The 26986-nt window shown below is 54.5% G+C and carries 26 protein-coding genes; 3 read left to right on the top strand and 23 right to left on the bottom strand.

Features of this window, described 5'->3' with window-relative positions:
- Positions 1 to 9: 9 nt before the first annotated feature.
- Genes nlpE through DBR02_RS14960 form a run of 3 tightly spaced genes read right to left on the bottom strand, consistent with a single transcriptional unit; the run spans position 10 to position 1706 of the window.
- Positions 10 to 708 (bottom strand): envelope stress response activation lipoprotein NlpE, encoded by a 699-nt coding sequence (nlpE, locus tag DBR02_RS14970; RefSeq protein ID WP_063867509.1) that lies wholly within the window; start codon positions 706 to 708, stop codon positions 10 to 12.
- 39 nt (positions 709 to 747) lie between these two features.
- Positions 748 to 1164, bottom strand: coding sequence for an alternative ribosome rescue aminoacyl-tRNA hydrolase ArfB (gene arfB / locus DBR02_RS14965; protein WP_064910107.1), 417 nt, complete (start codon positions 1162 to 1164; stop codon positions 748 to 750).
- On the bottom strand, positions 1161 to 1706 hold the full coding sequence (locus DBR02_RS14960) for a YaeQ family protein (RefSeq protein ID WP_063867507.1): 546 nt from the start codon (positions 1704 to 1706) through the stop codon (positions 1161 to 1163). Before DBR02_RS14960 ends, arfB begins: the two co-directional genes overlap by 4 nt.
- Positions 1707 to 1902: 196 nt before the next feature.
- Between DBR02_RS14960 and DBR02_RS14955 the strand changes: the two genes are divergently transcribed.
- Complete coding sequence (locus tag DBR02_RS14955; protein WP_003856146.1) at positions 1903 to 2103, top strand: YaeP family protein; 201 nt, start codon at positions 1903 to 1905, stop codon at positions 2101 to 2103.
- On the top strand, positions 2090 to 2350 hold the full coding sequence (rof, locus tag DBR02_RS14950) for a Rho-binding antiterminator (protein ID WP_063450586.1): 261 nt from the start codon (positions 2090 to 2092) through the stop codon (positions 2348 to 2350). The genes DBR02_RS14955 and rof overlap by 14 nt, the downstream gene beginning before the upstream one ends.
- A 26-nt stretch (positions 2351 to 2376) precedes the next feature.
- Here the strand turns inward: rof and tilS are convergent, their stop codons facing one another.
- The 20 genes from tilS to rpsB all read right to left on the bottom strand — a co-directional run bounded on the left by tilS (position 2377) and on the right by rpsB (position 25857).
- Entirely contained in the window at positions 2377 to 3663 is a 1287-nt protein-coding gene (tilS, locus tag DBR02_RS14945) for a tRNA lysidine(34) synthetase TilS (protein WP_107534736.1), read from the bottom strand.
- A gap of 58 nt (positions 3664 to 3721) precedes the next feature.
- Positions 3722 to 4111 carry a VOC family protein gene (locus DBR02_RS14940; RefSeq protein WP_003856151.1) on the bottom strand — a complete coding sequence of 130 codons (390 nt, stop codon included), beginning with the start codon at positions 4109 to 4111 and terminating at the stop codon, positions 3722 to 3724.
- Positions 4112 to 4177: 66 nt separating this feature from the next.
- Positions 4178 to 6310, bottom strand: coding sequence for a lysine decarboxylase LdcC (locus tag DBR02_RS14935; protein WP_107534735.1), 2133 nt, complete (start codon positions 6308 to 6310; stop codon positions 4178 to 4180).
- Between the two features lie 100 nt (positions 6311 to 6410).
- Positions 6411 to 7370, bottom strand: coding sequence for an acetyl-CoA carboxylase carboxyl transferase subunit alpha (gene accA / locus DBR02_RS14930; protein WP_006810033.1), 960 nt, complete (start codon positions 7368 to 7370; stop codon positions 6411 to 6413).
- Between the two features lie 12 nt (positions 7371 to 7382).
- A complete protein-coding gene (dnaE, locus tag DBR02_RS14925; RefSeq protein ID WP_107534734.1) occupies positions 7383 to 10865 on the bottom strand; it encodes a DNA polymerase III subunit alpha in 3483 nt (1160 codons plus the stop codon).
- Between the two features lie 38 nt (positions 10866 to 10903).
- Positions 10904 to 11500 (bottom strand): ribonuclease HII, encoded by a 597-nt coding sequence (gene rnhB, locus DBR02_RS14920; RefSeq protein WP_006810035.1) that lies wholly within the window; start codon positions 11498 to 11500, stop codon positions 10904 to 10906.
- The gene (lpxB, locus tag DBR02_RS14915; RefSeq protein WP_063867503.1) at positions 11497 to 12645 is read right to left on the bottom strand and encodes a lipid-A-disaccharide synthase; all 1149 of its coding nucleotides are present in this window, start codon (positions 12643 to 12645) and stop codon (positions 11497 to 11499) included. Before lpxB ends, rnhB begins: the two co-directional genes overlap by 4 nt.
- Positions 12645 to 13433 (bottom strand): acyl-ACP--UDP-N-acetylglucosamine O-acyltransferase, encoded by a 789-nt coding sequence (gene lpxA, locus DBR02_RS14910; RefSeq protein ID WP_102750363.1) that lies wholly within the window; start codon positions 13431 to 13433, stop codon positions 12645 to 12647. The genes lpxB and lpxA overlap by 1 nt, the downstream gene beginning before the upstream one ends.
- Before the next feature lie 3 nt (positions 13434 to 13436).
- Positions 13437 to 13892, bottom strand: coding sequence for a 3-hydroxyacyl-ACP dehydratase FabZ (gene fabZ / locus DBR02_RS14905; RefSeq protein WP_003856165.1), 456 nt, complete (start codon positions 13890 to 13892; stop codon positions 13437 to 13439).
- 104 nt (positions 13893 to 13996) lie between these two features.
- Positions 13997 to 15022 (bottom strand): UDP-3-O-(3-hydroxymyristoyl)glucosamine N-acyltransferase, encoded by a 1026-nt coding sequence (gene lpxD / locus DBR02_RS14900; RefSeq protein WP_107534733.1) that lies wholly within the window; start codon positions 15020 to 15022, stop codon positions 13997 to 13999.
- 3 nt (positions 15023 to 15025) lie between these two features.
- Positions 15026 to 15520 carry a molecular chaperone Skp gene (gene skp / locus DBR02_RS14895; protein WP_006810039.1) on the bottom strand — a complete coding sequence of 165 codons (495 nt, stop codon included), beginning with the start codon at positions 15518 to 15520 and terminating at the stop codon, positions 15026 to 15028.
- A gap of 123 nt (positions 15521 to 15643) precedes the next feature.
- Positions 15644 to 18061 carry an outer membrane protein assembly factor BamA gene (gene bamA, locus DBR02_RS14890; RefSeq protein WP_063450593.1) on the bottom strand — a complete coding sequence of 806 codons (2418 nt, stop codon included), beginning with the start codon at positions 18059 to 18061 and terminating at the stop codon, positions 15644 to 15646.
- Positions 18062 to 18092: 31 nt separating this feature from the next.
- Complete coding sequence (rseP, locus tag DBR02_RS14885) at positions 18093 to 19445, bottom strand: sigma E protease regulator RseP (protein WP_063450594.1); 1353 nt, start codon at positions 19443 to 19445, stop codon at positions 18093 to 18095.
- An 11-nt stretch (positions 19446 to 19456) separates the two neighbouring features.
- Positions 19457 to 20314 (bottom strand): phosphatidate cytidylyltransferase, encoded by an 858-nt coding sequence (cdsA, locus tag DBR02_RS14880; RefSeq protein WP_023299368.1) that lies wholly within the window; start codon positions 20312 to 20314, stop codon positions 19457 to 19459.
- Positions 20315 to 20326: 12 nt separating this feature from the next.
- Positions 20327 to 21085, bottom strand: a complete 759-nt coding sequence (gene ispU / locus DBR02_RS14875; RefSeq protein WP_003856176.1) for a (2E,6E)-farnesyl-diphosphate-specific ditrans,polycis-undecaprenyl-diphosphate synthase — start codon at positions 21083 to 21085, stop codon at positions 20327 to 20329.
- Between the two features lie 185 nt (positions 21086 to 21270).
- Entirely contained in the window at positions 21271 to 22470 is a 1200-nt protein-coding gene (gene ispC, locus DBR02_RS14870; protein ID WP_107534732.1) for a 1-deoxy-D-xylulose-5-phosphate reductoisomerase, read from the bottom strand.
- A 92-nt stretch (positions 22471 to 22562) separates the two neighbouring features.
- A complete protein-coding gene (gene frr, locus DBR02_RS14865) occupies positions 22563 to 23120 on the bottom strand; it encodes a ribosome recycling factor (RefSeq protein ID WP_003856180.1) in 558 nt (185 codons plus the stop codon).
- A 167-nt stretch (positions 23121 to 23287) separates the two neighbouring features.
- Positions 23288 to 24013 carry a UMP kinase gene (pyrH, locus tag DBR02_RS14860; RefSeq protein ID WP_008501910.1) on the bottom strand — a complete coding sequence of 242 codons (726 nt, stop codon included), beginning with the start codon at positions 24011 to 24013 and terminating at the stop codon, positions 23288 to 23290.
- A 149-nt stretch (positions 24014 to 24162) separates the two neighbouring features.
- Complete coding sequence (gene tsf, locus DBR02_RS14855) at positions 24163 to 25014, bottom strand: translation elongation factor Ts (protein WP_006810044.1); 852 nt, start codon at positions 25012 to 25014, stop codon at positions 24163 to 24165.
- A 117-nt stretch (positions 25015 to 25131) separates the two neighbouring features.
- Complete coding sequence (rpsB, locus tag DBR02_RS14850; RefSeq protein WP_003856207.1) at positions 25132 to 25857, bottom strand: 30S ribosomal protein S2; 726 nt, start codon at positions 25855 to 25857, stop codon at positions 25132 to 25134.
- Positions 25858 to 26178: 321 nt separating this feature from the next.
- Here rpsB and map point away from each other — a divergent pair, with 321 nt between their 5' ends.
- A complete protein-coding gene (map, locus tag DBR02_RS14845; protein ID WP_022647104.1) occupies positions 26179 to 26973 on the top strand; it encodes a type I methionyl aminopeptidase in 795 nt (264 codons plus the stop codon).
- Positions 26974 to 26986 lie beyond the last annotated feature (13 nt).

The raw sequence follows: 26986 nt of genomic DNA, 5'->3' as shown, positions 1-26986 counted from the left end.
GGCTAAAACCTATTTGCTTTCGCAGTTTTTACCCGCAGCAAACTTCGCGTCTTTATCAGCAACCAGCGTTTTCACCAGCTCGCCGCTATCCGGGTTTGGCTCCAGCGTAAAGTGCCCTTCAACCGTCAGCAACACGGGCTTACTGTCATTGCCGCGCGCGACGGCATAGTCACGCTCCAGCTGGGCATTGTTCGCCACGCTGACTTTCTTACCGGTTGCGCAATCCGTGAAGATCGCCGCATCCGCCATGTAGAAATACATCCCTCGCATCGCCATTGGGGTTGCGGGCAGGGACGCTTTCACCGGGGCCAGCGTGTAATTGAACTGGGATTCAATCGGGTTGCCTTCGCGATCGAGCATCTCCATCCCCTCGCCTTTGGCGCGAAAATAGGTTTTATCGCCCGTGGTATCGGTCAATACCAGCTTCTCAGCCGTACGCGCCCACGTTCCGTAAGTTGCAAAAGATGACGGCTCTTTCGCTCCCTGATATCGCTGGTTCATTACCCAGGTGCCATCTTTTTGCAGGAACAGGGAAGTTTCGATGCCTTCACAATCTGCACATGGCAATACGCCGCGCCAGCTCTGCTGCATCGGCTTTAATTCTTCATTTTGCGTTGGCGGTAATACCTGTGTTTCCGAACGGTTGTTACAGCCAAAAAGCGCGAACAGGCTCGTCACGGCCAGCGCTGATAATAATGCTTTTTTCACAATACATTCCTTATGAAAAAGGGTGTCCCTTTCGTCACATTACGGGTGACGGACTTTGCCACGCAGTGATTTTACGGTGGATTTTTGCGCCTTCGATGACAATCGACGTTCTTTCGATGCCCGCGTTGGACGCGTTGCCCGGCGGCTTTTTTGCACGGTTGTTAATTCTTTTATGACCGCCGCCAGTCTGGAAAGTGCCGCTTCCCGGTTCATTTCCTGGCTGCGATATTCCTGCGCTTTGATCACGATCACCCCCTCGCTGGTGATCAGGTGATGGCTGGCGGCAAGCAGACTTTCTTTATAATACTCTGGCAGGCTGGAGGCCCGAATGTCAAAGCGCAAATGGATAGCCGTTGAGGCCTTGTTAACGTGCTGGCCCCCTGCTCCCTGAGCCCGGATGGCAGTGATCTCCAGCTCGTTATCAGGAATGCTGACGTTTCGGGACAACACAATCATGATGCGGGCTGCCAGGCCGTAAGATGAATTTCCAGATTATTCTGAGAATCAGAAAGCCAGATAGCGCCGTCCTGAATGGTTGCCTGGAGCGCCATTGTCCGGCTGGCGAACGCGCTCAGCTGTGCCAGCTGTTCATCATCCAGATACCAGACGGTAAGATTTTTGAACTGCGCACACTTATTTTTGTTTTGTTGCCACCAGATCTCCGCGGCGCGCTGGTTGTAGGCAAACAGCGCCACCTCTGCGGACTGGGTGCATGCCTTTTTGATCCGGCGTTCATCCGGAAGGCCAAGCTCAATCCATAAGTCGATACCCAGGTGATCGTTGCGTAACCAGGCTTCCGGTTCATCTTCCGCGCTTAAGCCACGGGTAAATTGCAGGCGGTCATCGGCATATTTAATCCACGCCAGCAGGCGCAGCATCATGCGCTCCTGGGTTTCAGAGGGGTGACGCGCCAGCGTCAATGACGCATCCAGAAACTGGTTACGGTCAAGATCCGCCACGTTGACCACAGCTTTATAAATTGTCGCTTTCAGCGCCATGAGAGAACTCCTTTCGAATCAGGCGTACATTGTAGCGAAAACCGCAGCAAAAGGCTGTTACGAGGTGGTGAATCCCCCCTTATCAAGGCGCTGATAATGCTTAAATGAGTATGGTATAGTCACCTTGCTAAACCGAGTTTAACTTCGTAGGCTTAATGATATCTCACAGTAAGTCAGTGCGCTGGCAGGAGGGGATGTGAATAATTATTGTGAGTTGATTCGCAGACGGTATGCGGAAATCGCCAGCGGAGATCTGGGGTACATCCCGGATGCGTTGGGCTGTGTATTGAACGTGCTAAATGAAGTGGCCTCTGATGAGAGCCTTTCTGAATCGGTCAGGGAAAAAGCAGCGTATGCTGCGGCGAATTTACTGGTGAGCGATTATGTCGATGAATGATACCTATCAACCCATCAATTGTGATGACTATGACAACCTCGAACTCGCCTGCCAGCATCATTTAATACTGACGCTGGAACTCAAAGATGGCGAAGTGCTAAAGGCAAAGGCCAGCGACCTGGTTTCCCGTAAAAACGTGGAATATCTGGTTGTAGAAGATGCAGGTGCAACCCGCGAGCTGCGCCTCGACAGGATTGCCAGTTTCAGCCATCCGGAAATCGGCACTGTCGTGGTGAGCGAATCCTGATAACCAACGGGCAGCCAGGCTGCCCGTTACGCTTTCCACTCAAAATTCACACCCGCTTCAGCCCACCCCTCTTCCGTGATGAACACCCCTGCCGCCGCCACGAGCGTATCGCCGTAAAACAGGAGCGGCGTGGTATCACGCTTCCAGGGCGGAACGTTATTCTCCTGCCAGATTTTCTTCAGCTTACGCCCACCGTTACGCCCGACGATATGCAGCATGCCGCTGGCCCTGAAGCGAACGGTGACCTTCTCGTCCGGCTCGGGTAAACGCACGTTACCTGAACGGCTCAACGCAACCACGCCCGCATTCAACGGTAGCGTTAATGCTTTCTCCGGCGACGGCCAGTCGAGCACAACGTCTGCCAGCGACGGCGCGGATTTTACCCACCAGAGCCGGTCCTGGTAGCGCCTGACGTCAAAACCGTTCAGGTGTATACACGGCGCGGCATCTTCCCTTGCCTGGGCGACCTCGTCCCAGATACGGTTGAGCATCGCCCGGGACGGCATAGCCGCACGGTGAAAAGCCAGCCAGCGACGGATCAGGGCAGCCCGACGCGCGGGGCTCATCATCTTCAACGGCGCAATATCCAGCGCGCCGTCAGCGGTAATCAGCGCAGTCAGCTCCTCGCTCAGCAGCTCATCCAGCAAGCTTTCCTGTTCAGCACACAGTATGGCGCTTCTGGCTGCCGCTTCGGAAAAATGTGCCCAGCGCTCGGTCAGAAGCGGTAAAACGCGCAAACGCAGGAAGTTACGGTCATAACTGTCGTCCTGATTGCTTTCGTCTTCTATCCAGCGCAGATGATAGTGATGGGCCCAGGCCTCCAGTGACGCGCGCGTCTCGTTCAGCAGCGGGCGGATGAGCTCTGTTCCGGCAAAATCAGCGCGCTCAGGCATGGCGGATAAGCCCGCGGGCCCGCTCCCCCGCTTGAGCGCCAGTAAGAAAGTTTCACACTGATCGTCCAGATGCTGGGCGGTAACCAACGCTTCTCCAGACCGCAATGCGCCGGAAAACGCAGCGTAGCGGGCTTTTCGCGCCTGCGCTTCAACGCCCAGCCCTTCCTCCTCCAGCGTGACCCGTTCCACGATCAGCGGGATTGCCCACGCTTCGCACACCGCTTCACAGTGCGCCACCCAGTCATCAGCATGGGGACTCAGGCCGTGATGGATATGCATCGCCCGCAGCTGGACGTCAGGCTCGCGGTCGCGCCAGAGCTTAAGGCGATGAAGCAAAACGGTGGAATCCAGGCCACCGCTGAACCCCACCAGCAGCTGGCGGTAGGGCGAAACGGCGTGCGCGATAGCGGGTAAGGTCATAGGAAATCACACATAAAAAATGCCCGAAATGAACGGGCATTATCACACATGACGGCGATTACTGCTGGTAAAGCTCCAGCGGCAGGCCGTCCGGATCGTTGAAAAAGGTGAAACGCTTATCGGTAAAGGGATCGACGCGAATCGCTTCACAGGCCACGCCGTGGGCTTCCAGATGTTTTACCGCGCTGTCCAGATCGTCGACGCTGAAGGCCAGATGGCGCAAGCCGCAGGCTTCCGGGCGCGAAGGACGAGCGGGCGGGAAAGGAAAAGAGAACAGCTCAATCACATATTGCCCGTTCAGCGCCAGATCGCCTTTCCAGGAGTCGCGCTCCTCACGGTAGGCCTCGCTTAACAGCGTGAAGCCGAGTACGTCACAGTAGAATGCCTTACTTTTCGCGTAATCGGTGGCGATAATCGCAATATGATGAACAGCTTTTAAACCCAGCATAGCTTCTCCTTTTTATGATGCCCTGAACGTTACAACCGACAGCTGGCCCCTGGCAAGCGGCCCCTTTTATTTTAGGACTCTCACCCAGTACACGCCGTTATCATCGCGTTTCGCGCCGTGGATATCCGTCTCAAAGCCCGGATAGTGGCGCCCCACCGAACAGAGCATCAGCAGGAAATCGAGCACTGACCGGCTCTTCTCGGTGATCATCTCGCCCGGCATCAGCAACGGCACGCCCGGCGGATAAGGCAGGATCATATTGGCCGATACCCGTCCCACCAGGTTCTCCAGCTCAATGGTTTCCACCTCCCCTTTCACCTGCTGCTGCCACGCCTTGTGCGGCGTCAGCTTCATTTCCGGCAGCACGTCAAAAGCCTGGAGCATCAGGCGCGGCAGATCGTGCTGGCGGATCAGTCTGTGGATCCCCTGCGCCAGATCCTGAATGCGCATATTGCGGTAAAAGTCAGGATCTTCCGCGTAGAGATCCGGCAGCATGTTCTTCACCCGCAGGTTCAGATCGTACGCGCGCTTGAACTCCATCAGCCCGCGGAGCAGACCCATCGCGCGGGTTTTATCGATCCCAATACTGAACAGGAACAGCAGATTGTAAGGGCCGGTTTTTTCCACCACCACGCCGCGCTCGTCGAGGAACTTCGCCACCAGCGCGGCAGGGATCCCCTCATCGCCCATCACGCCCTGCTCGTCCATGCCCGGCGTCAGGATCGTCACCTTAACCGGATCGAGGAACATATGGCCCGCATCGGCATCCCGGAAGCCGTGCCAGCTCTCCCCCGGCGCGACGGGCCAGCACTCCGCCTCGTCGATCTCTTCCGGCTGCCAGATATCAAAGAACCAGCCGTCCGCTTCATCTTTGAGCCGCTGAACTTCTTTGCGGAAATGCAGCGCCCGCTCCACCGAACGGTTGATCAGGCGTTTACCCGGATTTCCGCGCAGCATCGCCGCCGCCGTTTCGATGGACGCTACCAGCGGATAGCTCGGTGAGGTGGTGGTGTGCATCATAAAGGCTTCGTTGAAGGTATCCTCGTCGTACTCGCCCTTGATGTGAATGAGAGACGCCTGGGAAAACGCGGCCAGCATTTTGTGCGTCGACTGCGTTTCGAAAAAGACCTTGCCCGGCACGCGCTCGCCGCTCATCCCGCTTTTGCCCGAGTAAATCGGGTGGAAGTTGGTATAAGGCACCCACGCGGAATCAAAGTGGATCGACGGCACGTCCAGCGTCTGCTTGATCCAGTTAGTGTTATACAGCAGCCCGTCATAGGTGGAGTTGGTGATCACCGCGTGAACGGGCCAGCTTGCCTCAGGGGTCGCCGCGACCTTATTTTCGATGGCGGCATGGGTGAACTCTCGACGAGGAATGCCGCCGAGAATTCCCAGCGCGTTACGCGTGGGCGACAGCCAGAGCGGCACCACGTCACTCATCATCAGCAAATGCGCCAGCGACTTGTGGCAGTTCCGGTCAATCAGCAACGTGCTGCCGGCAGGCGCGGCGTACATCCCGACGATTTTGTTCGACGTCGAGGTACCGTTGGTCACCATGTAGCTTTGCTCGGCGCCAAAGGTGCGGGCGATGTACTCTTCAGCTTCCAGATGCGGGCCGGTATGATCCAGCAGCGAGCCCAGCTCGGTCACTGAAATCGACACATCCGCCTTCAGCGTATTGCCGCCAAAGAAATCGTAGAACAGGCACCCTACCGGGCTTTTTTGATAGGCCGTCCCCGCCATATGGCCTGGCGTGCAGAAGGTGTACTTTCCTTCTTTCACATAGGTGAACAACGCGCGCGTAAACGGCGGCGTGATGTTATCCAGATATTCTCCGGTGTACTGCTGAATGCGGGTCGCAATGTCCTCAGCCACGCCGAGCGCGTACTCGAAGAACCACAGCGCCATGCGCATATCGTGCGCGCTCACGTCCATGGTCGAGTGGGTGTTGATAAAGGCGTACAGCGGAAGATATTCGTTGAGCTTATTGATCTCGCTGCACAACTCCATGTCGTATTCGTCCCAGTCGAATATCACGCCACAGATGCGCGGATTATGTTCGATGAATTTCAGCAGGTCGGCGCTGTTTTGCGGCCAGATCAGCTGATAACCGCGTGCCTTAAGGGCCTGTTCAAGCTCCTTGATGGGTTCGTCTTTATAAAAGACGCCGTGTGGCCCCATGATGGCGATGATGTTCATGGTTTACCTCCTTGAAAAACATCAGATAAGCATAGTTAAGGTAAACGGCAGGTATAAAAAAAGCCGCAACAATGTGCGGCTTTTAGGATAATTGTGAGGCTTATGCGTAACCGTAGGTCATCAGACGCTGGTAACGACGGTTGAGCAGATCTTCTTTGCTCAGCACGTCCAGGTCCGCCAGGTCTGCCAGCAGCTGCGCTTTCAGGGACGCGGCCATCACTTCTGGCTTACGGTGTGCGCCACCCAGCGGTTCAGGGATGACGGTGTCGATCAGCTTCAGCTCTTTCAGACGCGGGGCAATGATACCCATCGCTTCCGCAGCCAGCGGCGCTTTGTCGGCGCTTTTCCACAGAATGGAGGCACAGCCTTCCGGAGAGATAACGGAATAGGTGCTGTACTGAAGCATATTCACTTTATCGCCCACGCCAATTGCCAGCGCACCGCCGGAACCACCCTCACCGATAACGGTACAGATGACCGGTACGCTCAGGCGAGACATCTCACGCAGGTTGCGTGCGATGGCTTCAGACTGACCGCGCTCTTCCGCGCCAACACCCGGGTAAGCACCCGGCGTGTCGATGAAGGTGATGATTGGCATATTGAAACGCTCAGCCATCTCCATCAGACGCAGGGCCTTACGGTAGCCTTCTGGTGCTGGCATACCGAAGTTACGACGGATCTTCTCTTTGGTTTCACGGCCTTTCTGGTGACCAATGATCATCACCGGACGTCCATCCAGACGCGCGATACCGCCAACGATAGCTTTATCGTCAGCGTATGCGCGGTCGCCTGCCAGTTCGTCAAATTCGTCAAACGCCAGGCGGACATAATCCAGGGTGTACGGACGCTGTGGATGACGCGCCAGCTGGGCGATCTGCCATGCGCCGAGATCGGCAAAGATTTTGCGCGTCAGCTCTACGCTTTTTTCGCGCAGACGATGCACTTCTTCGTCGATGTTAATATCCAGTTTTTCATCCTGACGGCTAACTGCTGTCAGAGAATCGATTTTCGCTTCCAGCTCTGCAATCGGCTGTTCGAAATCAAGGAAATTCAGACTCATAGTATTCCTGTATTAGTCAAACTCCAGTTCCACCTGCTCCGAACCAATGAGGCCACGGAGATCGTTCAGTAAACGATCGCTCGGAGAGACACGCCACGTTGCACCAAAGCGCAACCGCGCACGTGCATCCGCCCTCTGATAGTAGAGATGTACTGGAATGGTCCCCGAGCGGTGGGGTTCCAGAGACTGACGGAGTCGGTTTAAAAGCTGGTCATCAATTTGCCTGTCCGTCAGCGAGATAGCAAGCCCGCGAGCATATTTTTCCCGGGCTTCGTCAATGTCCATCACTTCGCGGGCGGTCATTTTAAGCCCCCCGCTGAAGTCATCAAAGCTGACCTGTCCGCTGACGATAAGTATGCGGTCTTTTTCCAGCAATTGCTGGTATTTATCCAGCGCGTCGGTGAACAACATCACCTCCAGACGCCCGGAACGGTCATCCAGGGTACAGATGCCGATACGATTGCCGCGCTTGGTGACCATTACCCTTGCAGCAATCACGAGCCCCGCAGCCGTGGTGATTTTACCACGTTCTGTCGGATGCATGTCTTTAAGCCTGTGGCCGCCGACATAGCGCTCAATTTCTTTAAGATACTGGTTGATCGGGTGCCCCGTCAGATACAGACCTAACGTTTCCCGCTCTCCATCCAGCACTACCTGTTCTGGCCACGGCTGGCAGTTGGAATAGGACTGCTCGATCTGCTCTGGCTCTTCCGCCAGCACGCCGAACATATCCGCCTGGCCAATGGCTTCCGCTTTCGCATGCTGATCGGCCGCCTTCAACGCATCGCCGAGCGAGTTCATCAGCGCGGCGCGGTGCGGCCCCAGCCTGTCAAACGCGCCGGACATGATCAGTTTTTCCAGCACGCGGCGGTTCAGTTTTTTAGTATCGGTACGGGCGCACAGATCGAACAGCTCACGGAAATAGCCGCCGTTATTACGCGCTTCGATGATCGCCTCGATCGGCCCCTCACCCACGCCTTTGATCGCGCCGATCCCGTAGACGATTTCCCCGTCATCGTTAACGTGGAAATGGTACAGACCCGAGTTAATATCCGGCGGCAGGATCTTCAGCCCCATGCGCCAGCACTCGTCCACCAGGCCAACCACCTTCTCGGTGTTGTCCATATCGGCGGTCATGACCGCCGCCATAAACTCAGCGGGATAGTGGGCCTTGAGCCACAGCGTTTGATACGACACCAAAGCATAGGCGGCGGAGTGGGATTTGTTAAATCCGTACCCGGCGAATTTCTCCACCAGGTCGAAGATTTTCATCGCCAGTTCGCCATCGACGCCGTTTTTCTTCGCCCCGTCTTCAAAGATGGAACGCTGCTTGGCCATCTCTTCCGGCTTTTTCTTACCCATCGCACGACGCAGCATGTCCGCGCCGCCAAGGGTGTAACCAGAAAGCACCTGGGCGATCTGCATGACCTGTTCCTGATACAGGATGATGCCGTAGGTCGGCTCCAGTACCGGTTTCAGGCTTTCATGCTGCCACTGCACGTCCGGGTAGGAAATCTCTTCGCGCCCGTGTTTACGGTCGATGAAGTTATCCACCATCCCCGACTGCAACGGGCCCGGACGGAACAGGGCCACCAGCGCGATCATATCTTCGAAGCAGTCTGGTTGCAGACGCTTAATCAAATCTTTCATGCCGCGGGATTCAAGCTGGAAGACGGCTGTCGTCTCCGAGCGTTGCAGCATGTCGAAACTTTTCTTGTCATCAAGCGGGATAGCCGCGATATCCAGCGGCGGCTCGCCGTTCTTCTCACGGCGGGCGTTGATCATCTCCAGCGCCCAGTTGATGATGGTGAGCGTACGCAGGCCGAGGAAGTCGAACTTCACCAGCCCGGCGTATTCCACGTCGTTCTTGTCGAACTGGGTTACCGGATGCTGGCCCGCTTCGTCGCAGTACAGCGGCGCGAAGTCAGTAATTTTGGTCGGGGCGATAACCACGCCCCCCGCATGCTTACCGGCATTTCGCGTCACGCCTTCGAGCTTGCGCGCCATGTCGATCAGCGCTTTGACTTCTTCATCAGCTTCGTAGATTTCCGGCAACTGAGGTTCGGCTTCAAAGGCTTTCGCCAGGGTCATGCCCGGATCGGGCGGCACCAGCTTCGAGATACGATCGACGAAACCGTACGGGTGGCCCAGCACGCGGCCCACGTCGCGGATAACCGCTTTCGCCGCCATCGTACCGAAGGTAATGATCTGCGAAACCGCATCACGACCGTACATATCGGCCACGTGCTCAATCACCTGGTCGCGTTTTTCCATGCAGAAGTCGACGTCGAAGTCGGGCATGGAGACACGTTCCGGGTTAAGGAAACGTTCGAACAGCAGGTCAAATTCCAGCGGATCGAGGTCGGTGATTTTCAGCGCATACGCCACCAGCGAGCCGGCACCGGAACCACGGCCCGGGCCTACCGGCACGCCGTTATCCTTCGACCACTGGATGAACTCCATCACGATCAGGAAGTAGCCCGGGAACCCCATCTGGTTGATCACCTGGAGTTCAATATCCAGGCGCTCGTCATATTCAGGACGCTTCTCTTTACGGACCGCTTCATCCGGGAAGAGGAATTCCAGACGCTCTTCAAGGCCCTCTTTCGATTTCATGACCAGGAAATCTTCCGTGGTCATGTCGCCCGTCGGGAACTGCGGCAGGAAGTATTCGCCGAGACGTACGGTGACGTTACAGCGCTTGGCAATTTCTACGCTGTTTTCCAGCGCTTCCGGGATGTCCGAGAAAAGCTCGCACATCTCTTCTTCGCTGCGCATGTACTGCTGCGAGGAGTAGTTGCGCGGGCGTTTCGGATCGTCGAGGGTAAAGCCGTCATGGATCGCAACGCGGATTTCGTGCGCGTCAAAATCGCCCGCCTCGAGGAAGCGCACGTCGTTGGTGGCCACCACAGGCAGGCCACGCGCTTCCGCGAGGGCGACTGCCGCATGCAGATAGCTCTCTTCGTCTGCGCGCCCGGTGCGGATCAGCTCCAGATAATAGCGATCCGGGAAATACTCTTCGTAGAACGAGACGCACTGATCCACCAGCGCGCTGTTACCGCGCAGCAGGCTTTTGCCGACATCGCCCATACGGCCGCCGGAGATCAGCAGCAAACCTTCGTTCAGCTCCGCCAGCCAGTCGCGGTCAATCCACGGACCCAGCGCACCGTAGCCGCGCTGGTAGGCTTTCGAAATCAGCAGAGTGAGGTTCTGATAACCCGTGTTATTCATGGCTAACACGGATATTTGCGTCATCTCATCGCCGAGCAGGTCGCTCTGCACGTGAAAATCCGCGCCGACGATGGGTTTTAATCCTGCGCCATGCGCCGTTCCGTAGAACTTCACCAGGCCACACAGGTTGGTAAAATCGGTGATCGCCAGCGCAGGCATGCCAAGCGAGGCCGCCTTTTTTACCAGCGGCCCGGTCTTAGCCAGCCCATCGATCATGGAGTAGTCGCTATGCACCCGCAGGTGTACGAAACGTGGTTCAGCCATCTTCAAATCCCGCGTTACTTAATTGCTTGCGTCTTGATTCAGGACACCAGTCCCAGCGCGCGTTTCACCGGGCCAAAACTGCGCCGATGATGTTCAGTTGCGCCATGTTCAGCCAGCTTTTCCAGATGGAAAGCCGTTGGATATCCCTTATGCTGGGCGAAACCATACGCGGGATAGGTGAGGTCCAGCGCGGCCATTTCGGCGTCGCGCGTCACTTTGGCAATGATTGACGCCGCGCTGATTTCTGCGACGCGGCTATCGCCTTTAACAACAGCCATTGAAGGCATCGGCAGCGCCGGGCAACGGTTACCGTCAATCAGCACATACTCGGGCACAATCTTCAGGCCCGCAACGGCACGCTGCATCGCCAGCATGGTGGCATGCAGAATGTTCAGATCGTCGATCTCTTCCGGCTCTGCGCGCCCGAGACTCCAGGCCAGCGCCTTCTCTTTAATTTCATCGAACAGCGCCAAGCGACGCTTTTCGCTCAGTTTTTTCGAGTCGTTCAGGCCCACGATCGGGCGGGCGGGATCGAGGATCACCGCCGCGGTCACGACCGCACCCACCAGCGGGCCACGACCAACTTCATCCACACCGGCAACGAGGTGGGTATGGGGATAGATAAATTCCATCATTGTGCTAACTCCAGCACCGCATCGGCTGCCTGCTCATCAGCATTACAGCGGATCAGTTGATGCAGCTCACGGAACGTATCGTGCATCTGGTGGCTGGTTTTACCGTTGGCCAGCAGCGGCAGTAATGCATCTGCCAGCGCCTGCGGCTGGCATTCATCCTGCAACAGCTCTTTCACCAGCTCGCGACCCGCAAGCAGGTTTGGCAGAGATACGTAATCTGTTTTCACCAGACGTTTTGCCAGCCAGAAGGTAAACGGCTTCATGCGATAACCGACCACCATTGGGCATTTTGCCAGCATACACTCCAGCGCAGCCGTGCCGGAAGCCAGCAGCGCGGCATCGCTTGCAAACATGGCCTCACGCCCTTTCCCGTCCAGCAGGCGGACGTGAAGATCCGGAGCAACGTCGGCTTTGATACGCTCAAACTGCTCGCGGCGTTTGGCATTCACCAGCGGCACCACCACTTCAAGATCGGGGTAAGTCTTGCGAAGAATTTGCGCCGTTTTCAGGAAATCAGCGCTGAGCATTTCCACTTCCGCGCCCCGGCTTCCCGGCAGCAGCGCCAGACAGTGTACATCGTGCGGGATGCCCAGCTCGTCACGCGCGGCGTTTTTATCCGGATCCAGCGGCATGGCATCCGCCATGGTATGGCCGATAAAACGACACGGGACGTTAAATCTGTCGTAAAACGCTTTTTCGAAAGGCAGAAAAGCCAACACCAGATTGGTGGACCGTCCGATTTTGAAAACGCGTTTCTGTCGCCACGCCCAGACGGACGGACTGACGTAATGGATAGTTTTGATACCCTGCTTTTTCAGGTTCCCTTCAAGGGTAATATTGAAATCAGGCGCATCAATACCGACAAACACATCGGGTTTGAGGTCGGTAAAACGGCGGGTAAGATCGGCGCGGATATGCAGCAGACGACGCAGGCGCCCCAGCACCTCGACGATGCCCATCACGGCCAGCTCTTCCATTTCGTACCAGGCTTCACAGCCCTCGGCCTGCATCAGCGGACCAGCCACGCCAACAAAGCGGGCGTTGGGTACGCGGGCTTTCAGCGCACGGATAAGACCTGCACCAAGAATATCGCCGGAGGTTTCTCCGGCGACCAGGGCGATGGTAAGCGGACGACTGTCGACCATTAACGAATCAGACCACGCGTGGAACGTTCAAAGAATTCCATGAACGCCTTCACTTCATCGTGCTTATTCGCCAGTTCGGCAATTTCCGGCTTCGCCTCTTCCAGCGTTTTACCGCTACGGTACAGCAATTTGTACGCGTTGCGGATCGCTGTAATCGCTTCGCGGCTGAAGCCACGACGCTTGAGGCCTTCGATGTTCACGCCAAACGGCGTGGCATGGTTGCCCTGCGCAATCACAAACGGTGGGACGTCCTGCGCCACACCGGAGCATCCGCCAACCATCACGTGTGCACCAATGATGCAGAACTGATGGACTGCGGTCATGCCGCCAATAATTGCGAAGTCATCAACCGATACGTGTCCCGCCAGCGTTGCGTTGTTGGCGAGAATACAGCGGTCACCCACGGTACAGTCATGTGCAATATGCGCATTAACCATAAACAGGTTGTCGCTGCCCACCTTCGTCAATCCACCGCCTTGCGTTGTACCACGATGAATGGTGACGCTTTCGCGAATGCGGTTACGATCGCCGATTTCCACACGGGTCGGTTCGCCAGCATACTTAAGATCCTGGTTAACTTCGCCGATGGAGGCGAACTGATAGATCTCATTATTGCAGCCAATAGTCGTATGACCATTCACCACAACGTGAGATTTCAGTACTGTACCCTCACCAATTTCGACTTGGGGTCCAACGATACAAAACGGGCCAATGTGGACGTTTGCGCCAATGATGGCACCCGTTTCCACAATGGCGGTAGGATGAATAAAGGCGGATTTATCAATCACGTATCAGGCCTCCCGGCTACGCGCACACATCATTGTCGCTTCGCAAACAACTTTGCCGTCAACCATAGCTACGCCTTTAAAGCGAGTCAGGCCGCGACGCGTTTTTTCAAAAGTGACTTCCATGATCATTTGATCACCAGGCACGACCGGACGCTTAAAGCGCGCTTCATCGATACCCGCGAAGTAATAGAGTTCACCCGGCTCCAGTTTACCTACGCTTTTAAACGCCAGAATACCAGTAGCCTGTGCCATCGCTTCCAGGATCAACACACCCGGGAAGATAGGCTTACCAGGGAAGTGCCCCTGGAAGAACGGCTCGTTAACGGAGACATTTTTCACTGCGCGCAGAAAACGACCTTCTTCAAAATCCAGCACACGGTCTACCAGCAAAAACGGGTAGCGGTGCGGCAGAAGTTCTAAAATCTCTTCAATATGCAGAGTATGAGTGTCAGTAGTCAAAATACTCTTCCTGTCAAATGTACTAAGTAGCAATAATAACACGGCCTGCCGGTTTATAAACAAAGCCGACAGGCCGGGAAATTTAGCGTTAAACGGATGAACGCTTAGTCTTGTTGATCGATTTTGCGCTCAATCGCTTTGAGTCGCTTGCTCATATCATCAATATTCATCACCAGAGCAGCTGTTTTACGCCAGACCTTGTTCGGTTGCAGCGGAATACCCGAGGAGTAAACGCCGGGCTCAGTGATAGGACGCATCACCATGCCCATCCCCGTCACCGTGACTTTGTCGCATATTTCCATATGGCCATTGATCACGCTGGCACCGCCAATCATGCAGTAGCGGCCAATTTTCAGGCTGCCTGCCATGATAACACCACCCGCAACTGCGGTATTGTCGCCAATCACAACGTTATGTGCAATCTGGCACTGGTTATCAATGATAACACCGTTACCAATAATGGTGTCGTCAAGCGCACCACGGTCAATGGTTGTGCACGCGCCGATCTCAACGCGATCGCCAATAATCACGCGACCCAGCTGAGGGATCTTAACCCAGTTACCCCGATCGTTGGCGTAACCAAATCCGTCAGAACCAATCACCGTGCTGGACTGAACGAGACAATGCTCGCCAATCTCAACCTCATGGTAGACAGAAACATTGGCCCACAGACGAGTCCCTGCGCCAATTTTCGTATTTTTTCCAACAAAGCAGCCAGGGCCAATCACCACGTTATCGCCCAGCACAACGCCGGACTCGATAACGGCGTTTGCGCCGACTGCTACGTTGTTACCCAACTGCGCCGTCGGATCAATCGCAGCACTGGCTGCAATGTTCTGTGCCGGCTGCGGCGTGGTATCAAGAATTTGGGCCATACGTGCATACGTCAGGTAGGGATTTTTCACTACCAGCGCAGCGCAAGCGGCAAACGGAAGATCGTCCTGCGTCAGAACAACGGCAGACGCCTGGCACTGGGCCAGGTGTTCACGGTACTTAGGGCTTACCATGAAGGTAATAGTGCCTGCTTTAGCTGATTGCATGGACGCAACAGCGGTGATGACGATATCGCCATCACCGTGTAATTCTGCATCCAACTGCTGAGCTAAATCAGCCAGTCGAATTGAAGGCATTACTTATTTAACCTGTTTCAGAACATCAGCGGTGATGTCTTTAACATCGCTGCTGTTGAATGCAACGGCGTTCGCATCAACAACCAGATCGATGCTCTGATCGGCTGCTACTGCTTTAACGGCAGACTGAATGCGAGTCACCAGCTTGCCACGCTCTTCGTTAGAACGACGCTGACGATCCTGCTCGAAAGCCTGCGCTTTCTGAGAGAAGGTCTGGCGCTGAGACATGACGTCTTTTTCCAGTTTGCTGCGCTCGCTCGCTTTCATGGTAGAACCATCACGCTGTAAACGCTGCATCTTGGACTGAAGATCACCTTCCATACGTTGCAGTTCGCTCGCACGGCCTTTGAATTCGTTTTCCAGCGTTGCAGAAACACCGGTTTTCTGCGCGACCTGCTGGAACAAATTACCCATGTTGACGATTGCAATTTTGTCCGCTGCCTGAGCAGAAGTTGCCATCGCTAAACCGAGACCTGCAGCTAATAACCACTTTTTCACAATTAACTCCTTACCATCCCATTGGCACCCGTGGGGTGCCGTTCTTTGCGTGGCAAGGCGACCGTTTTACCGATCGCCGGTTGTCAGCGCTACACTGCCAACGCATTCCATTGCAGCGGATTATTACCAGGTTTTACCAATGTTAAACTGGAACTGCTCCGCTTTGTCTCCATCGTATTTCTTAAACGGCTGGGCGTAAGAGAAGACCAACGGCCCCAGCGGTGACATCCATTGTAATGCGATACCTGCGGACATGCGAATGTTGCCCGGATCGCTGTAGTCCGGAACGCCCGCTGCACGCATCTGGGCGGTGTTCTCCCAGTTGGTATCCCACACCGTACCTGCATCCATAAAGAAGGAGGTACGGACAGAGTTCGCGTACTTATCGCTGATAAACGGCGTCGGCGTGATGAACTCGAGGCTCGCCACGGCCATGGCGTTACCACCTACCGCATCATCAGAGCTACAGACCTGTTTAGGATCGCGGCTTGCGCAGTTATCTTCGTCATTACCGCCGTAGTAAACCGCTTTCGGACCAATGTTATTGGACTGGAAGCCACGAACGGTGCTTGAACCACCGGCGTAGAAGTTCTCATAGAACGGCAGTTCTTTGCTTCCGATACCGTCACCATAGCCCCAGCGGGTACGACCCAGCACGACCCACTTGTGGTCGTCATCAATTGGGAAGTAGGACGCCGTATCCAGCGTGACCTTATAGAACTCGTTATCGGAGCCCGGGATCGTCACTTTACCGTTCAGGTTGACGCGTGAACCTTCCGTTGGGAAGAAACCACGGTCAAGACGGTTGTAGGTCCAACCGTAGTTGAAGGTGAAGTCATCCGCGGCGAAACCGTTGTCATCGCTGGACGTACTCGCCGACTGGCCGATGGAATCCAGATAACGCCACATCGCCACCTGCGGTTGCATGTTGGACAGGTCGTTATGCACGTACCCTAAACCTGCACGCAGGGTGTTGTATTCGTTAACCGGGAAGCCGAGCGTACCATCCAGACCATAACTCTTGTTGGTATACGAGGAGAGGTCCGCGTCGTCCGCTTTAAAGTCGTTATAGAAGATACGACCGCCCAGGCTTACACCGTCAACGGTGAAGTATGGGTTAGTTACGGAGAACTCAGAATAGGTCTGGTAGTCGTTTTTCGTCCCGTTGATCCCGACAGAGTAGCCTGTACCCAGCCAGTTATCCTGCTGAACGCCAACCTGGAAGCTCACGCCACTTTCAGTACCGTAACCAATACCAAAGTTGAAGCTACCGGTATTACGTTCTTTAACTTTATAAACAACGTCAACCTGATCCGGACGGCCCGGTACACGCTGCGTATCGGTATCAACCGTTTCGAAGTAGCCCAGACGGTTCAGACGCTCTTTACCCTGGTCTACCAGATCGCTTCCCAGCCATGCCCCTTCCATCTGGCGCATTTCACGGCGCAGAACGGAATCTTTGGAGGTGTCATTACCTTCGAAGCGGATCTTACGCACGTAGAAACGGTTGCCCGCATCAACGTTAACGTGAAGCTTAACGGTTTTATCCGTGTCGTTAATTTCCGGCTGCGTTTGCACGCGCGGATACGCATAACCATAACGGCCGAGCAGCTTCTTAATGCTGTCTTCCATTTTGGTCACTTTAGAACCGCTGTACAGATCGCCCGGCTGAATTTTGGTCAGAGATTCAATTTCAGCTGAATGCCCTGCCAGGTTGCCGCTGACTTCTACACCCGAAAGCGTGTACTTATCGCCTTCTGTGATGTTAACGGTAATGTAGATACCTTTCTTGTCCGGAGTCAGACTCACCTGAGTTGAATCGATGTTGAAACGGGCGTAACCGCGATCCAGGTAGTAGCTGCGCAGGGTTTCAAGGTCACCCGCCAGCTTCTGTTTCTGGTATTTACGATCGCCCACCACGTTCCACCACGGTACTTCGTCACGCAGCTGGAAGTTGGAGATCAGTTCGTCGGTGCTGAAGGCGTGGTTACCCACGATGTTGATCTGCTGGATCTTCGCAGAAACACCTTCCTGGAAGACCAGCTTCAGGTCAACACGGTTACGCGGCAGCGGAGTGACAACCGCTTTCACGCTCGCGCTGTACTTACCGACGCTGTAGTAGAAGTCTTCCAGACCTTTTTCAATGTCTGCAAGCGTTGTGCGATCCAGTGATTCCCCCACACGAACACCCGATGCCTCAAGGTTCTGCTTGAGCATGTCATCTTTCACCGACTTGTTACCGGAGAAAGTGATGCTGGCAATCGTTGGACGTTCTTTTACCTGAACCACCAGCGTATCACCATCGCGCAGGACGCGGACGTCCTCAAAGTTGCCGGTGGCAAACAGAGCACGGATGGTGTTACTGATATCTTCATCATTAACCGTATCGCCGGGGCGCACAGGCATACTGAGGAGGGCCGCACCAACGGCGACACGCTGAAGGCCTTCGAAATGAATATCTTTCACTACGAACCCGTCAGCACCGTATACGGTCGCGCTGCTAAACAGCAGCGACGCTATGAGCAACTTTTTCATCGCCATCGTTATTATGCGTTCTTCCTAACTAACTCTCTTACAACCGAGAGAAATCATTGAAAAGTGCAAGCCCCATTAACAGCACCAGCAAAATCGAGCCAATGCGATAACTAAAGTCTTGAACTCGCTCGGATACCGGTCCGCCTTTTAGCTTTTCAATCGCTAAAAACAGCAGATGGCCCCCATCTAATACGGGAAGCGGGAACAGGTTGATTATCCCCAGGTTCACGCTAATCAGCGCAAGGAACATGAGATAGTAAATCACCCCGAACTCCGCTGACATCCCAGCCCCCTGAGCAATCGAAATTGGCCCACTGAGGTTGTTCAGTTTGACATCACCGGTTATCAATTTCCCCAACATGTTGACCGTTAGCTTCATCAGCTGCCATGTTTTATCCGTGGCCTCAACGATGGCGCTAAACGGCCCATACTGGCGTATTGTCTTGTACTCATCTGGCAGTGGGATCACTTTCGGCACAACGCCGGCAAACCCTTCCGCCTTACCGCCGCCCGATTTGGTATCCGGGGTGAGGGTCAGCGAGAGCGAACTCCCCTGCCTTTCCACTTCCAGCGCGAGCGGCGTGCCTGGATTATCGCGCACCAGAGTAACAAAGGTCATCCATTGTGTTAATGGTTGACCATCGACTTTAACGATCCTGTCACCCGCTTGTAAACCTGCTTTACTTGCCGCCGAATGAGACTGTACTTCGGCTAACACCGGCTCGATCTGCGCGCCGCGCGGGCGAATCCCCAGTGCGGCGACGGGATCTTCTTTATCAGGCTCGAAGCGCCAGTGGCGTAAATCCAGCACTTTTTCCTGCCGCTGGTCGGAACCAAAAGGCGATACGCTGACGGTTGTCTGCTCATCACCGATTTTGGCGACCAATTGTAACCTCACGGCATCCCAATCAGGGGTTTCGATACCATCAATCGCTTTAAGTTCCATTCCCGGTGCAATTTGCGCCGTTGCCGCAATGGAACCCGTGGTGATTTCGCCCACAACCGGGCGCACGCCAGGCACGCCGATGATAAACACCAGCCAGTAGGCGAAGATAGCAAAGATGAAATTGGCTACCGGGCCGGCAGCGATGATGGCAGCACGTTGTCCAACCGTTTTGTTGTTAAACGCGCTATGTCGAAGTTCCGGGGCGACGGGCTCAACGCGTTCGTCGAGCATTTTGACGTAGCCGCCCAGAGGAATCAGAGCAATGACAAACTCGGTGCCATGCTTATCGGTGCGCTTCCAGAGCGATTTGCCAAAGCCAATCGAGAATCGCTCTACCCGCACACCACAGCGCCGGGCAACCCAGAAATGGCCAAATTCATGCACGGTAATCAGTACACCCAGTGCAACAATGAACGCCGCCAGATTCCAGAGAATGCTCAGCATAAAACCTTCCGTTATATCGTCCCAAACACCAGTAAAAGCAGGCAAGCAAACACTGGAACAGCCGCTGTCAGGCTGTCAATGCGATCCAGTATTCCGCCGTGTCCTGGAATCAGGTGACCACTGTCCTTAATCCCTGCTTCACGCTTAAACATACTCTCGGTTAAATCACCCAGTACCGATGCCAGCGCCGCGAAAATCGAACATATCAGCAGCGTTGAGGGGGCAACCTCAAGATTCGCCCAGACGCCATAGCCCCAGGAGATGATCGCCGCCGTAAACAGGCCGCCGATGAAGCCTTGCCAGGTTTTACCTGGAGAAACTTTTGGCGCCAGCTTATGTTTGCCAAACAGTTTACCAAACATATAGGCCCCGGAGTCAGCCCCCCAGACGAGAATCATGACATAAAGCAGCCATATCGCGCCGCTGTAGTGGTTTTCGTCATAGTGCCAGGCGCGCAGCGCAACCATTCCCCAGAAAAACGGAACGATGGTGAGCAGGCCAAAAATAAGGCGCAACACTTTAGAGTTACGCCAGATTGCCGCAGAGCCCGGATAGAAAAGCACTAAAACAAGCGCAGCAATCCACCACGCCAGCGATATCCATAAAGATCCGGCCACCAGCGGCTGGTGAACGTCGTGATGGTATTCAGGCAAGGTATACAGCATCAGGGCCAGTAAAAAACCACAGAGTACCGCCAGCCATACCCGCTGAGTGCGCGAGGTAAAGCCGCTAAGCTGCCCCCATTCCCACGCGGCGAGCATACACACCACCAGCGTAACAATAGCGAATCCCACCGGAGGCAGTAAAAACAGCGCTGCGATAACGACGGGTATTAATACAAAAGCGGAAATCAGGCGATACTTCAGCAAAAGCTACCCCCATCAGGCGTTATCGCCACCAGGCTCGGTGCCGCCGAAACGACGCTCTCGATTGGCAAAGGCATGCAGCGCACCTTCAAAGTCTTGTTCATCAAAATCTGGCCAAAGAACATCCGTAAAGTAAAGTTCGGCGTAGGCAATTTGCCACAGCAAAAAGTTACTGATGCGATGTTCCCCCCCTGTCCTTATAACCAAATCCACGGGTGCCAGTTCATTCATGCAGATTTGCTGACTCAGCGCCTCTTCATCAATCTGGTCGGGTCTTAGCAGCCCTTCCTGAACCTGCTCAGCCAAATGCCGAACCCCCTGGATAATATCCCAGCGTCCGCCGTAATTCGCCGCGATATTGAGCGTCAGGCCGGTATTATTTTCCGTCAGCGCTTCTGCTTTGCGAATCCGTTCCTGTAGACGTGAGTTAAAACGACTGGTTTCGCCAATAATACGCAGGCGGACGTTGTGGCGGTGCAGGCTTTTTACTTCGCTATCGAGCGCCCACACAAACAGTTCCATCAACGCAGTCACTTCCTGCGCAGGTCGATTCCAGTTTTCACTACTAAAAGCATAGAGCGTTAACGCATCAATGCCGTTATTGGCGGCAAAAGAAACGGCGCGGCGAACAGATTTCGCCCCAGCTTTATGCCCAAAGGCTCGTATCTTCCCTTGTCTTTTCGCCCAGCGGCCATTGCCATCCATGATGATTGCAACATGGCGACAGCCATGTGCTGGCAAGTTTTCGCTTATTGGTTGATTCGCAGACAACATAACGCGTTTTTAGTCCCTGAAAGGATTTAACGGTACACAGGAATACTGAAGCCTATACATAAAAAAGCCGTGTCAAACCACGGCTTACCTGACCACTTAAAGCCAAATACCTGCGATCAGGTGGCGCAGACTATATCACTGAAGCCCAACGCTAACAAATAGCACGACGACTAGTGCTTGCTTTATCACCAGCTTGCGAGACGTGTCACCTGTTTACGCGCAACAATGCGTGCCTGTGCATCCACGGCCAGCACCTCTTCCACACTTTGTGGCTCACGCAGATCCATCATCTCCAGCACGGTTAAATTCAACGCGGCGATATCAGTAAAGCGGATCTGCTGATTCAGAAAGGCTTCAACGGTCACTTCATTGGCTGCATTAAGCGCTGTTGTCGCCGCCTGCCCCTGATCGAACGCCGCCATCGCCAGCTTCAGGCACGGATATCGGTCGTAATCCGGCTCGCTAAATGTCAGTGAACTCAGCTTGCAAAAGTCGAGCGGCTTTACGCCGGATTTCACGCGGTTTGGCCACGCCATCGAATGAGCAATAGGCGTACGCATATCCGGTTCGCCCAACTGCGCCAGCACGCTGCCGTCCTGATAGCGCACCATTGAGTGAATCACCGACTGCGGGTGGATCAGCACTTCCATCTGTTTCGCCGACGCGTTAAACAGCCAGCGAGCTTCAATGTATTCCAGACCTTTATTCATCATGGTGGCCGAATCGACGGAGATCTTACGCCCCATCGACCAGTTCGGATGGCGACACGCCTGATCCGGCGTCATTGCGCGCAGTTCAGACAGTGGCGTTTCACGGAACGGGCCACCAGACCCGGTAAGCAGAATCGACACAACCCCATTCTGCTCGAGGTCAGCGTACCCCAGGTTCTGCTGAAAAGGTTGAGGCAAACTCTGAAAAATCGCGTTGTGCTCGCTATCGACCGGCAATAGACGCGCCCCACGCTGTTTTACCGCCTCCATAAACAGGCGTCCGCAGGTAACCAGCGACTCTTTGTTCGCGAGCAGGACATCTTTTCCCGCATCAATAGCGGCAAGCGTCGGCAGAAGACCCGCCGCCCCGACAATTGCCGCCATCACCTGATCAACCTCATCCAGCGCCGCCATATCGCAGGCCGCCTGTTGCCCGCTGAGCACCTCGGTACGGCTGCCCTTCTCCAGTAACAGCGCTTTCACCTGCCGGGCGCTCTCTTCATCATCCATCACCGCAAAACGGGGGGTAAACTCCAGACATTGCTCGACCATTCGCTGCACGTTTTTTCCGGCCACGAGAGCGGTCACGGTATAGCTGTCAGGGTTATGACGAACAACGTCAAGAGTGCTGCAACCGATAGAGCCAGTCGAGCCGAGGAGAGTGAGATGCTTCATGAGATGCCCAAAAGTTAGACCAGATAAAAGCAAAACGCCGCCAGCAAGACTCAATGTCCTTCTGAACGGCGTTTATCAGTGTACAGCGAAAATCAGAACTGCATCAGTTCCGCTTCTTTTTCTGCCAGCGCCGCATCAATTTTCTTGATCGCCGCGTCGGTCATTTTCTGAATGTCGTCCTGTGAACGACGATCGTCGTCTTCGCTGATCTCTTTTTCTTTCAGCAGCGCTTTCACTTTATCGTTCGCATCGCGACGCACGTTACGTACGGAAACGCGACCCTGCTCAGCTTCACCACGCACGACTTTGATCAGGTCTTTACGACGCTCTTCCGTCAGCGGAGGCAGTGGAACACGAATGTCCGCGCCCGCTGAGCTTGGGTTCAGACCCAGGTCAGATGCCATGATGGCTTTTTCAACGGCCGGGCTCATCGAGCGATCGAACACGTTGATTTTCAGGGTACGGGTATCTTCTACCGTCACGCTCGCCAGCTGACGCAGTGGCGTTGGCGTACCGTAGTATTCTACGATGATGCCATCCAGCAGGCTTGGGGAAGCACGGCCAGTACGGATTTTGCTGATTTGGTTTTTGAACGCTTCTACGCATTTGTCCATGCGTACTTCAGCATCTTTTCTGATGTCGTTAATCACGTTACGAATCCTTGAAAACTTGTCTCAGGCAGACTATCCGCCAGCACAGCGCTACAGGTGTGCTAAGTATAGTCGCGTTTAAATCATGACAGCGCCAAAGGCGCGTCCAGGTAAGATACCACTACAAAGTAAAGCGGAATCTTACCTGTATTTATCGTCGACGGAAATTATTCCGTGATCAAAGTGCCTTCTTTTTCGCCCATAACAACGCGACGCAGCGCGCCAGGCTTGTTCATGTTGAAGACACGAATCGGCAGTTTGTGGTCACGAGCCAGCGTAAAGGCGGCAAGATCCATCACTTTCAGCTCTTTATCCAGAACTTCGCTGTAGCTCAGCTGATCGTACATGGTCGCAGACGGATCTTTTGCCGGATCGGCAGTAAACACGCCATCCACTTTGGTCGCTTTCAGCACCACATCGGCTTCGATTTCGATACCGCGCAGGCAGGCAGCGGAATCGGTGGTAAAGAACGGGTTACCCGTACCGGCGGAGAGGATCACCACGCGGTTGTTGCGCAGCAGGCTGATGGCCTCTGCCCAGCTGTAGTTATCGCATACGCCATTCAAAGGAATCGCGGACATCAGGCGAGCGTTCACATAGGCGCGATGAAGCGCATCACGCATCGCCAGGCCATTCATCACGGTTGCCAGCATACCCATGTGGTCGCCCACAACGCGGTTCATCCCCGCTTTCGCCAGACCAGCACCACGGAAAAGGTTGCCACCGCCAATGACCACGCCAACCTGAATACCCAGTTCGACCAGTTCTTTGATTTCCTGTGCCATGCGATCAAGGATGCTTGCGTCAATACCGAAGCCTTCCGATCCTTGCAGCGCTTCGCCACTCAGCTTAAGCAGAATGCGTTTGTACACGGGTTTTGCATTGGTAGCCATGTTTCTTTCCTGAGACTGTCAACGATTAAGATGGGGTTAATTCTGGCGACATGATATGTCGCATATCAGCACAGCGATACTGGAGCCTGTCTGATTTCGTGAGACGGGTGACAAAAAGAAGCCGCCCTCAGGCGGCTCCTTTTGCATCATTAAGACTGCTTGGACATTGCAGCAACTTCTGCTGCGAAGTCAGTCTCAACTTTCTCGATGCCTTCGCCCACTTCGAAGCGGATGAAGCCAGTCACGTCAGCGTTGTGCTCTTTCAGCAGCTGAGCAACAGACTTGCTTGGATCCATTACGAAAGGCTGGCCAGTCAGAGAAACTTCGCCGGTGAATTTCTTCATGCGGCCTTCAACCATTTTCTCTGCGATTTCTTTTGGCTTACCGGACTGCATCGCGATGTCCAGCTGAACCTGGTACTCTTTCTCTACCACTTCAGCAGACACGTCTTCTGGCTTAACGAATTCTGGCTTGCTTGCAGCGATGTGCATTGCCAGCTGTTTAACCAGCTCTTCGTCAGCGCCTTTAGCCGCAACCAGAACACCGATACGCGCGCCGTGCTGGTAAGAGCCCAGAACGTCACCTTCCAGGGAAGCAACGCGACGGATGTTGATGTTCTCACCGATCTTAGCAACCAGCGCAACACGCTCTTCTTCGAACTGTGCTTTCAGTACTTCAACGTCAGTGATTTTGCCTGCAACCGCTGCGTCCAGAACTTTGTTAGCAAATGCCTGGAAACCAGCATCTTTAGCAACGAAGTCAGTCTGGCAGTTAACTTCCAGAATGATGCCGTAGGTGCCGTCGATTTTGGTGATGATCACGCCGTCAGCAGCCACGTTGCCTGCTTTCTTAGCTGCTTTGATCGCACCGGATTTACGCATGTTTTCGATTGCCAGCTCGATGTCGCCGTTCGCTTCGGTCAGCGCTTTTTTGCAATCCATCATGCCTGCGCCAGTACGCTCACGCAGCTCTTTTACCAGGGATGCGGTAATTTCAGCCATTCTTAAATCCTCGGGAGATGTGAACTGCCCGGCCGGGAGCCAAACAGTATAAATTGAAAAAAGGGGCCGATAATGGGCCCCTATTCATACACGGTACTAATAAGGGGTAAAACCTTATTATTCAGCTTCTACGAAGCTTTCTTCCGCCTGAGAAGCCAGATCCTGGGAACGGCCTTCACGAACGGTAGCAGCTACAGCGCTCAGGTACAGGCTAACAGCACGGATTGCGTCGTCGTTACCCGGGATAACGAAGTCAACACCGTCCGGATCGGAGTTGGTATCAACGATAGCGAATACCGGGATACCCAGGTTGTTAGCTTCTTTGATTGCGATGTGCTCGTGGTCTGCATCGATTACGAACAGCGCGTCTGGCAGGCCGCCCATATCTTTGATACCGCCCAGGCTGTTTTCCAGCTTGTCCAGCTCACGAGTGCGCATCAGCGCTTCTTTCTTAGTCAGCTTATCGAAAGTACCGTCCTGAGACTGGGTTTCCAGATCTTTCAGGCGCTTGATGGACTGACGAACAGTTTTCCAGTTGGTCAGCATGCCGCCCAACCAGCGATGGTTCACGAAGAACTGGTCGCAGCTGTTAGCAGCATCTTTCACAGCTTCGCTTGCAGCGCGCTTAGTACCAACGAACAGAATCTTACCTTTACGGGAAGAGATCTTGTTCAGCTCAGCCAGGGCTTCGTTGAACATTGGTACAGTTTTCTCAAGGTTGATGATGTGAACTTTGTTACGCGCGCCGAAGATGAAAGGCTTCATTTTCGGGTTCCAGTAACGGGTCTGGTGACCGAAGTGAACACCAGCCTTGAGCATGTCGCGCATGGAAACAGTTGCCATGTTTAAAACCTCTATATTAAAAGTTGGGGTTATGCCTCCACGTATCCCATATTACCGACCCCGAAGGGCACCCCGGAATATGTGCCGATACGTGTGTGTTGTTACACAAAGTGAGATTTGTCGCTCCCGTCCAGCCTGTGTATCTGAGATGGATCGGAAGTCCGGCGCGCTTTATACCATAAAACACGGTCGGAAACCAATAGTTGTTGGCTGAGTGTGCTGTTAATGATTCTCAATTTGGCACGGGGTGCGCCTGACTGATACCATTGACAACACTTACACTAGTATTGTCGAAAAAATCGACACCGATGGACAGATTACATGGCTATCTCTATTAAGACACCTGAAGAAATTGAAAAGATGCGCGTCGCCGGTCGTCTGGCCGCGGACGTGCTGGAAATGATCGAACCGTTTGTGAAACCGGGCGTCAGCACTGGCGAACTGGATCGCATCTGTAACGACTATATCGTCAACGAGCAGCACGCGGTCTCCGCCTGCCTGGGCTATCACGGTTTCCCGAAATCCGTCTGCATCTCTATCAATGAAGTGGTTTGCCACGGCATTCCGGATGACGAGAAATTGCTGAAAGATGGCGACATCGTCAACATCGACGTGACCGTCATTAAAGACGACTACCACGGTGACACCTCTAAGATGTTCATCGTTGGCAAGCCAACCATTCTGGGCGAGCGCCTGTGCAAGGTCACCCAGGACAGCCTCTACCTGGCGCTGAAGATGGTGAAGCCGGGCATCCGCCTGCGCACTATCGGCGCGGCAATTCAGAAGTTCGTGGAAGCGGAAGGTTTCTCCGTGGTGCGCGAATACTGCGGTCACGGCATTGGCCGCGTGTTCCACGAAGAGCCGCAGGTACTGCATTACGATGCTGACGACGGCGGCGTGGTCCTGCAAAAAGGCATGACCTTCACCATTGAGCCAATGGTCAACGCGGGCGATTACCGCATCCGCACCATGAAAGATGGCTGGACGGTAAAAACCAAGGACAGAAGCTTGTCGGCCCAGTACGAGCATACTATTGTGGTAACAGACAACGGCTGCGAAATTATGACGTTGCGCAAGGATGACACCATCCCGGCGATACTGACGAACATTGAGTGATAAGAAGCCGGCG

The organism is Enterobacter cloacae complex sp. (assembly GCF_900322725.1).
Taxonomy (GTDB): Bacteria; Pseudomonadota; Gammaproteobacteria; order Enterobacterales; family Enterobacteriaceae; genus Enterobacter; species Enterobacter quasihormaechei.
The sequence above is the reverse complement of the archived record's forward strand: the minus strand, read 5'-3'. Positions and strand labels throughout refer to the sequence as shown.

Coding starts and splice junctions, on each gene's coding strand:
- arfB (WP_064910107.1), bottom strand. CDS start 1,164: ATGATTGTGTTGTCCCGAAACGTCAGCATTCCTGATAACGAGCTGGAG.
- DBR02_RS14960 (WP_063867507.1), bottom strand. CDS start 1,706: ATGGCGCTGAAAGCGACAATTTATAAAGCTGTGGTCAACGTGGCGGAT.
- rof (WP_063450586.1), top strand. CDS start 2,090: ATGTCGATGAATGATACCTATCAACCCATCAATTGTGATGACTATGAC.
- tilS (WP_107534736.1), bottom strand. CDS start 3,663: ATGACCTTACCCGCTATCGCGCACGCCGTTTCGCCCTACCGCCAGCTG.
- DBR02_RS14940 (WP_003856151.1), bottom strand. CDS start 4,111: ATGCTGGGTTTAAAAGCTGTTCATCATATTGCGATTATCGCCACCGAT.
- DBR02_RS14935 (WP_107534735.1), bottom strand. CDS start 6,310: ATGAACATCATCGCCATCATGGGGCCACACGGCGTCTTTTATAAAGAC.
- accA (WP_006810033.1), bottom strand. CDS start 7,370: ATGAGTCTGAATTTCCTTGATTTCGAACAGCCGATTGCAGAGCTGGAA.
- dnaE (WP_107534734.1), bottom strand. CDS start 10,865: ATGGCTGAACCACGTTTCGTACACCTGCGGGTGCATAGCGACTACTCC.
- rnhB (WP_006810035.1), bottom strand. CDS start 11,500: ATGATGGAATTTATCTATCCCCATACCCACCTCGTTGCCGGTGTGGAT.
- lpxB (WP_063867503.1), bottom strand. CDS start 12,645: ATGGTCGACAGTCGTCCGCTTACCATCGCCCTGGTCGCCGGAGAAACC.
- lpxD (WP_107534733.1), bottom strand. CDS start 15,022: ATGCCTTCAATTCGACTGGCTGATTTAGCTCAGCAGTTGGATGCAGAA.
- bamA (WP_063450593.1), bottom strand. CDS start 18,061: ATGGCGATGAAAAAGTTGCTCATAGCGTCGCTGCTGTTTAGCAGCGCG.
- rseP (WP_063450594.1), bottom strand. CDS start 19,445: ATGCTGAGCATTCTCTGGAATCTGGCGGCGTTCATTGTTGCACTGGGT.
- ispU (WP_003856176.1), bottom strand. CDS start 21,085: ATGTTGTCTGCGAATCAACCAATAAGCGAAAACTTGCCAGCACATGGC.
- ispC (WP_107534732.1), bottom strand. CDS start 22,470: ATGAAGCATCTCACTCTCCTCGGCTCGACTGGCTCTATCGGTTGCAGC.
- pyrH (WP_008501910.1), bottom strand. CDS start 24,013: ATGGCTACCAATGCAAAACCCGTGTACAAACGCATTCTGCTTAAGCTG.
- tsf (WP_006810044.1), bottom strand. CDS start 25,014: ATGGCTGAAATTACCGCATCCCTGGTAAAAGAGCTGCGTGAGCGTACT.
- rpsB (WP_003856207.1), bottom strand. CDS start 25,857: ATGGCAACTGTTTCCATGCGCGACATGCTCAAGGCTGGTGTTCACTTC.
- map (WP_022647104.1), top strand. CDS start 26,179: ATGGCTATCTCTATTAAGACACCTGAAGAAATTGAAAAGATGCGCGTC.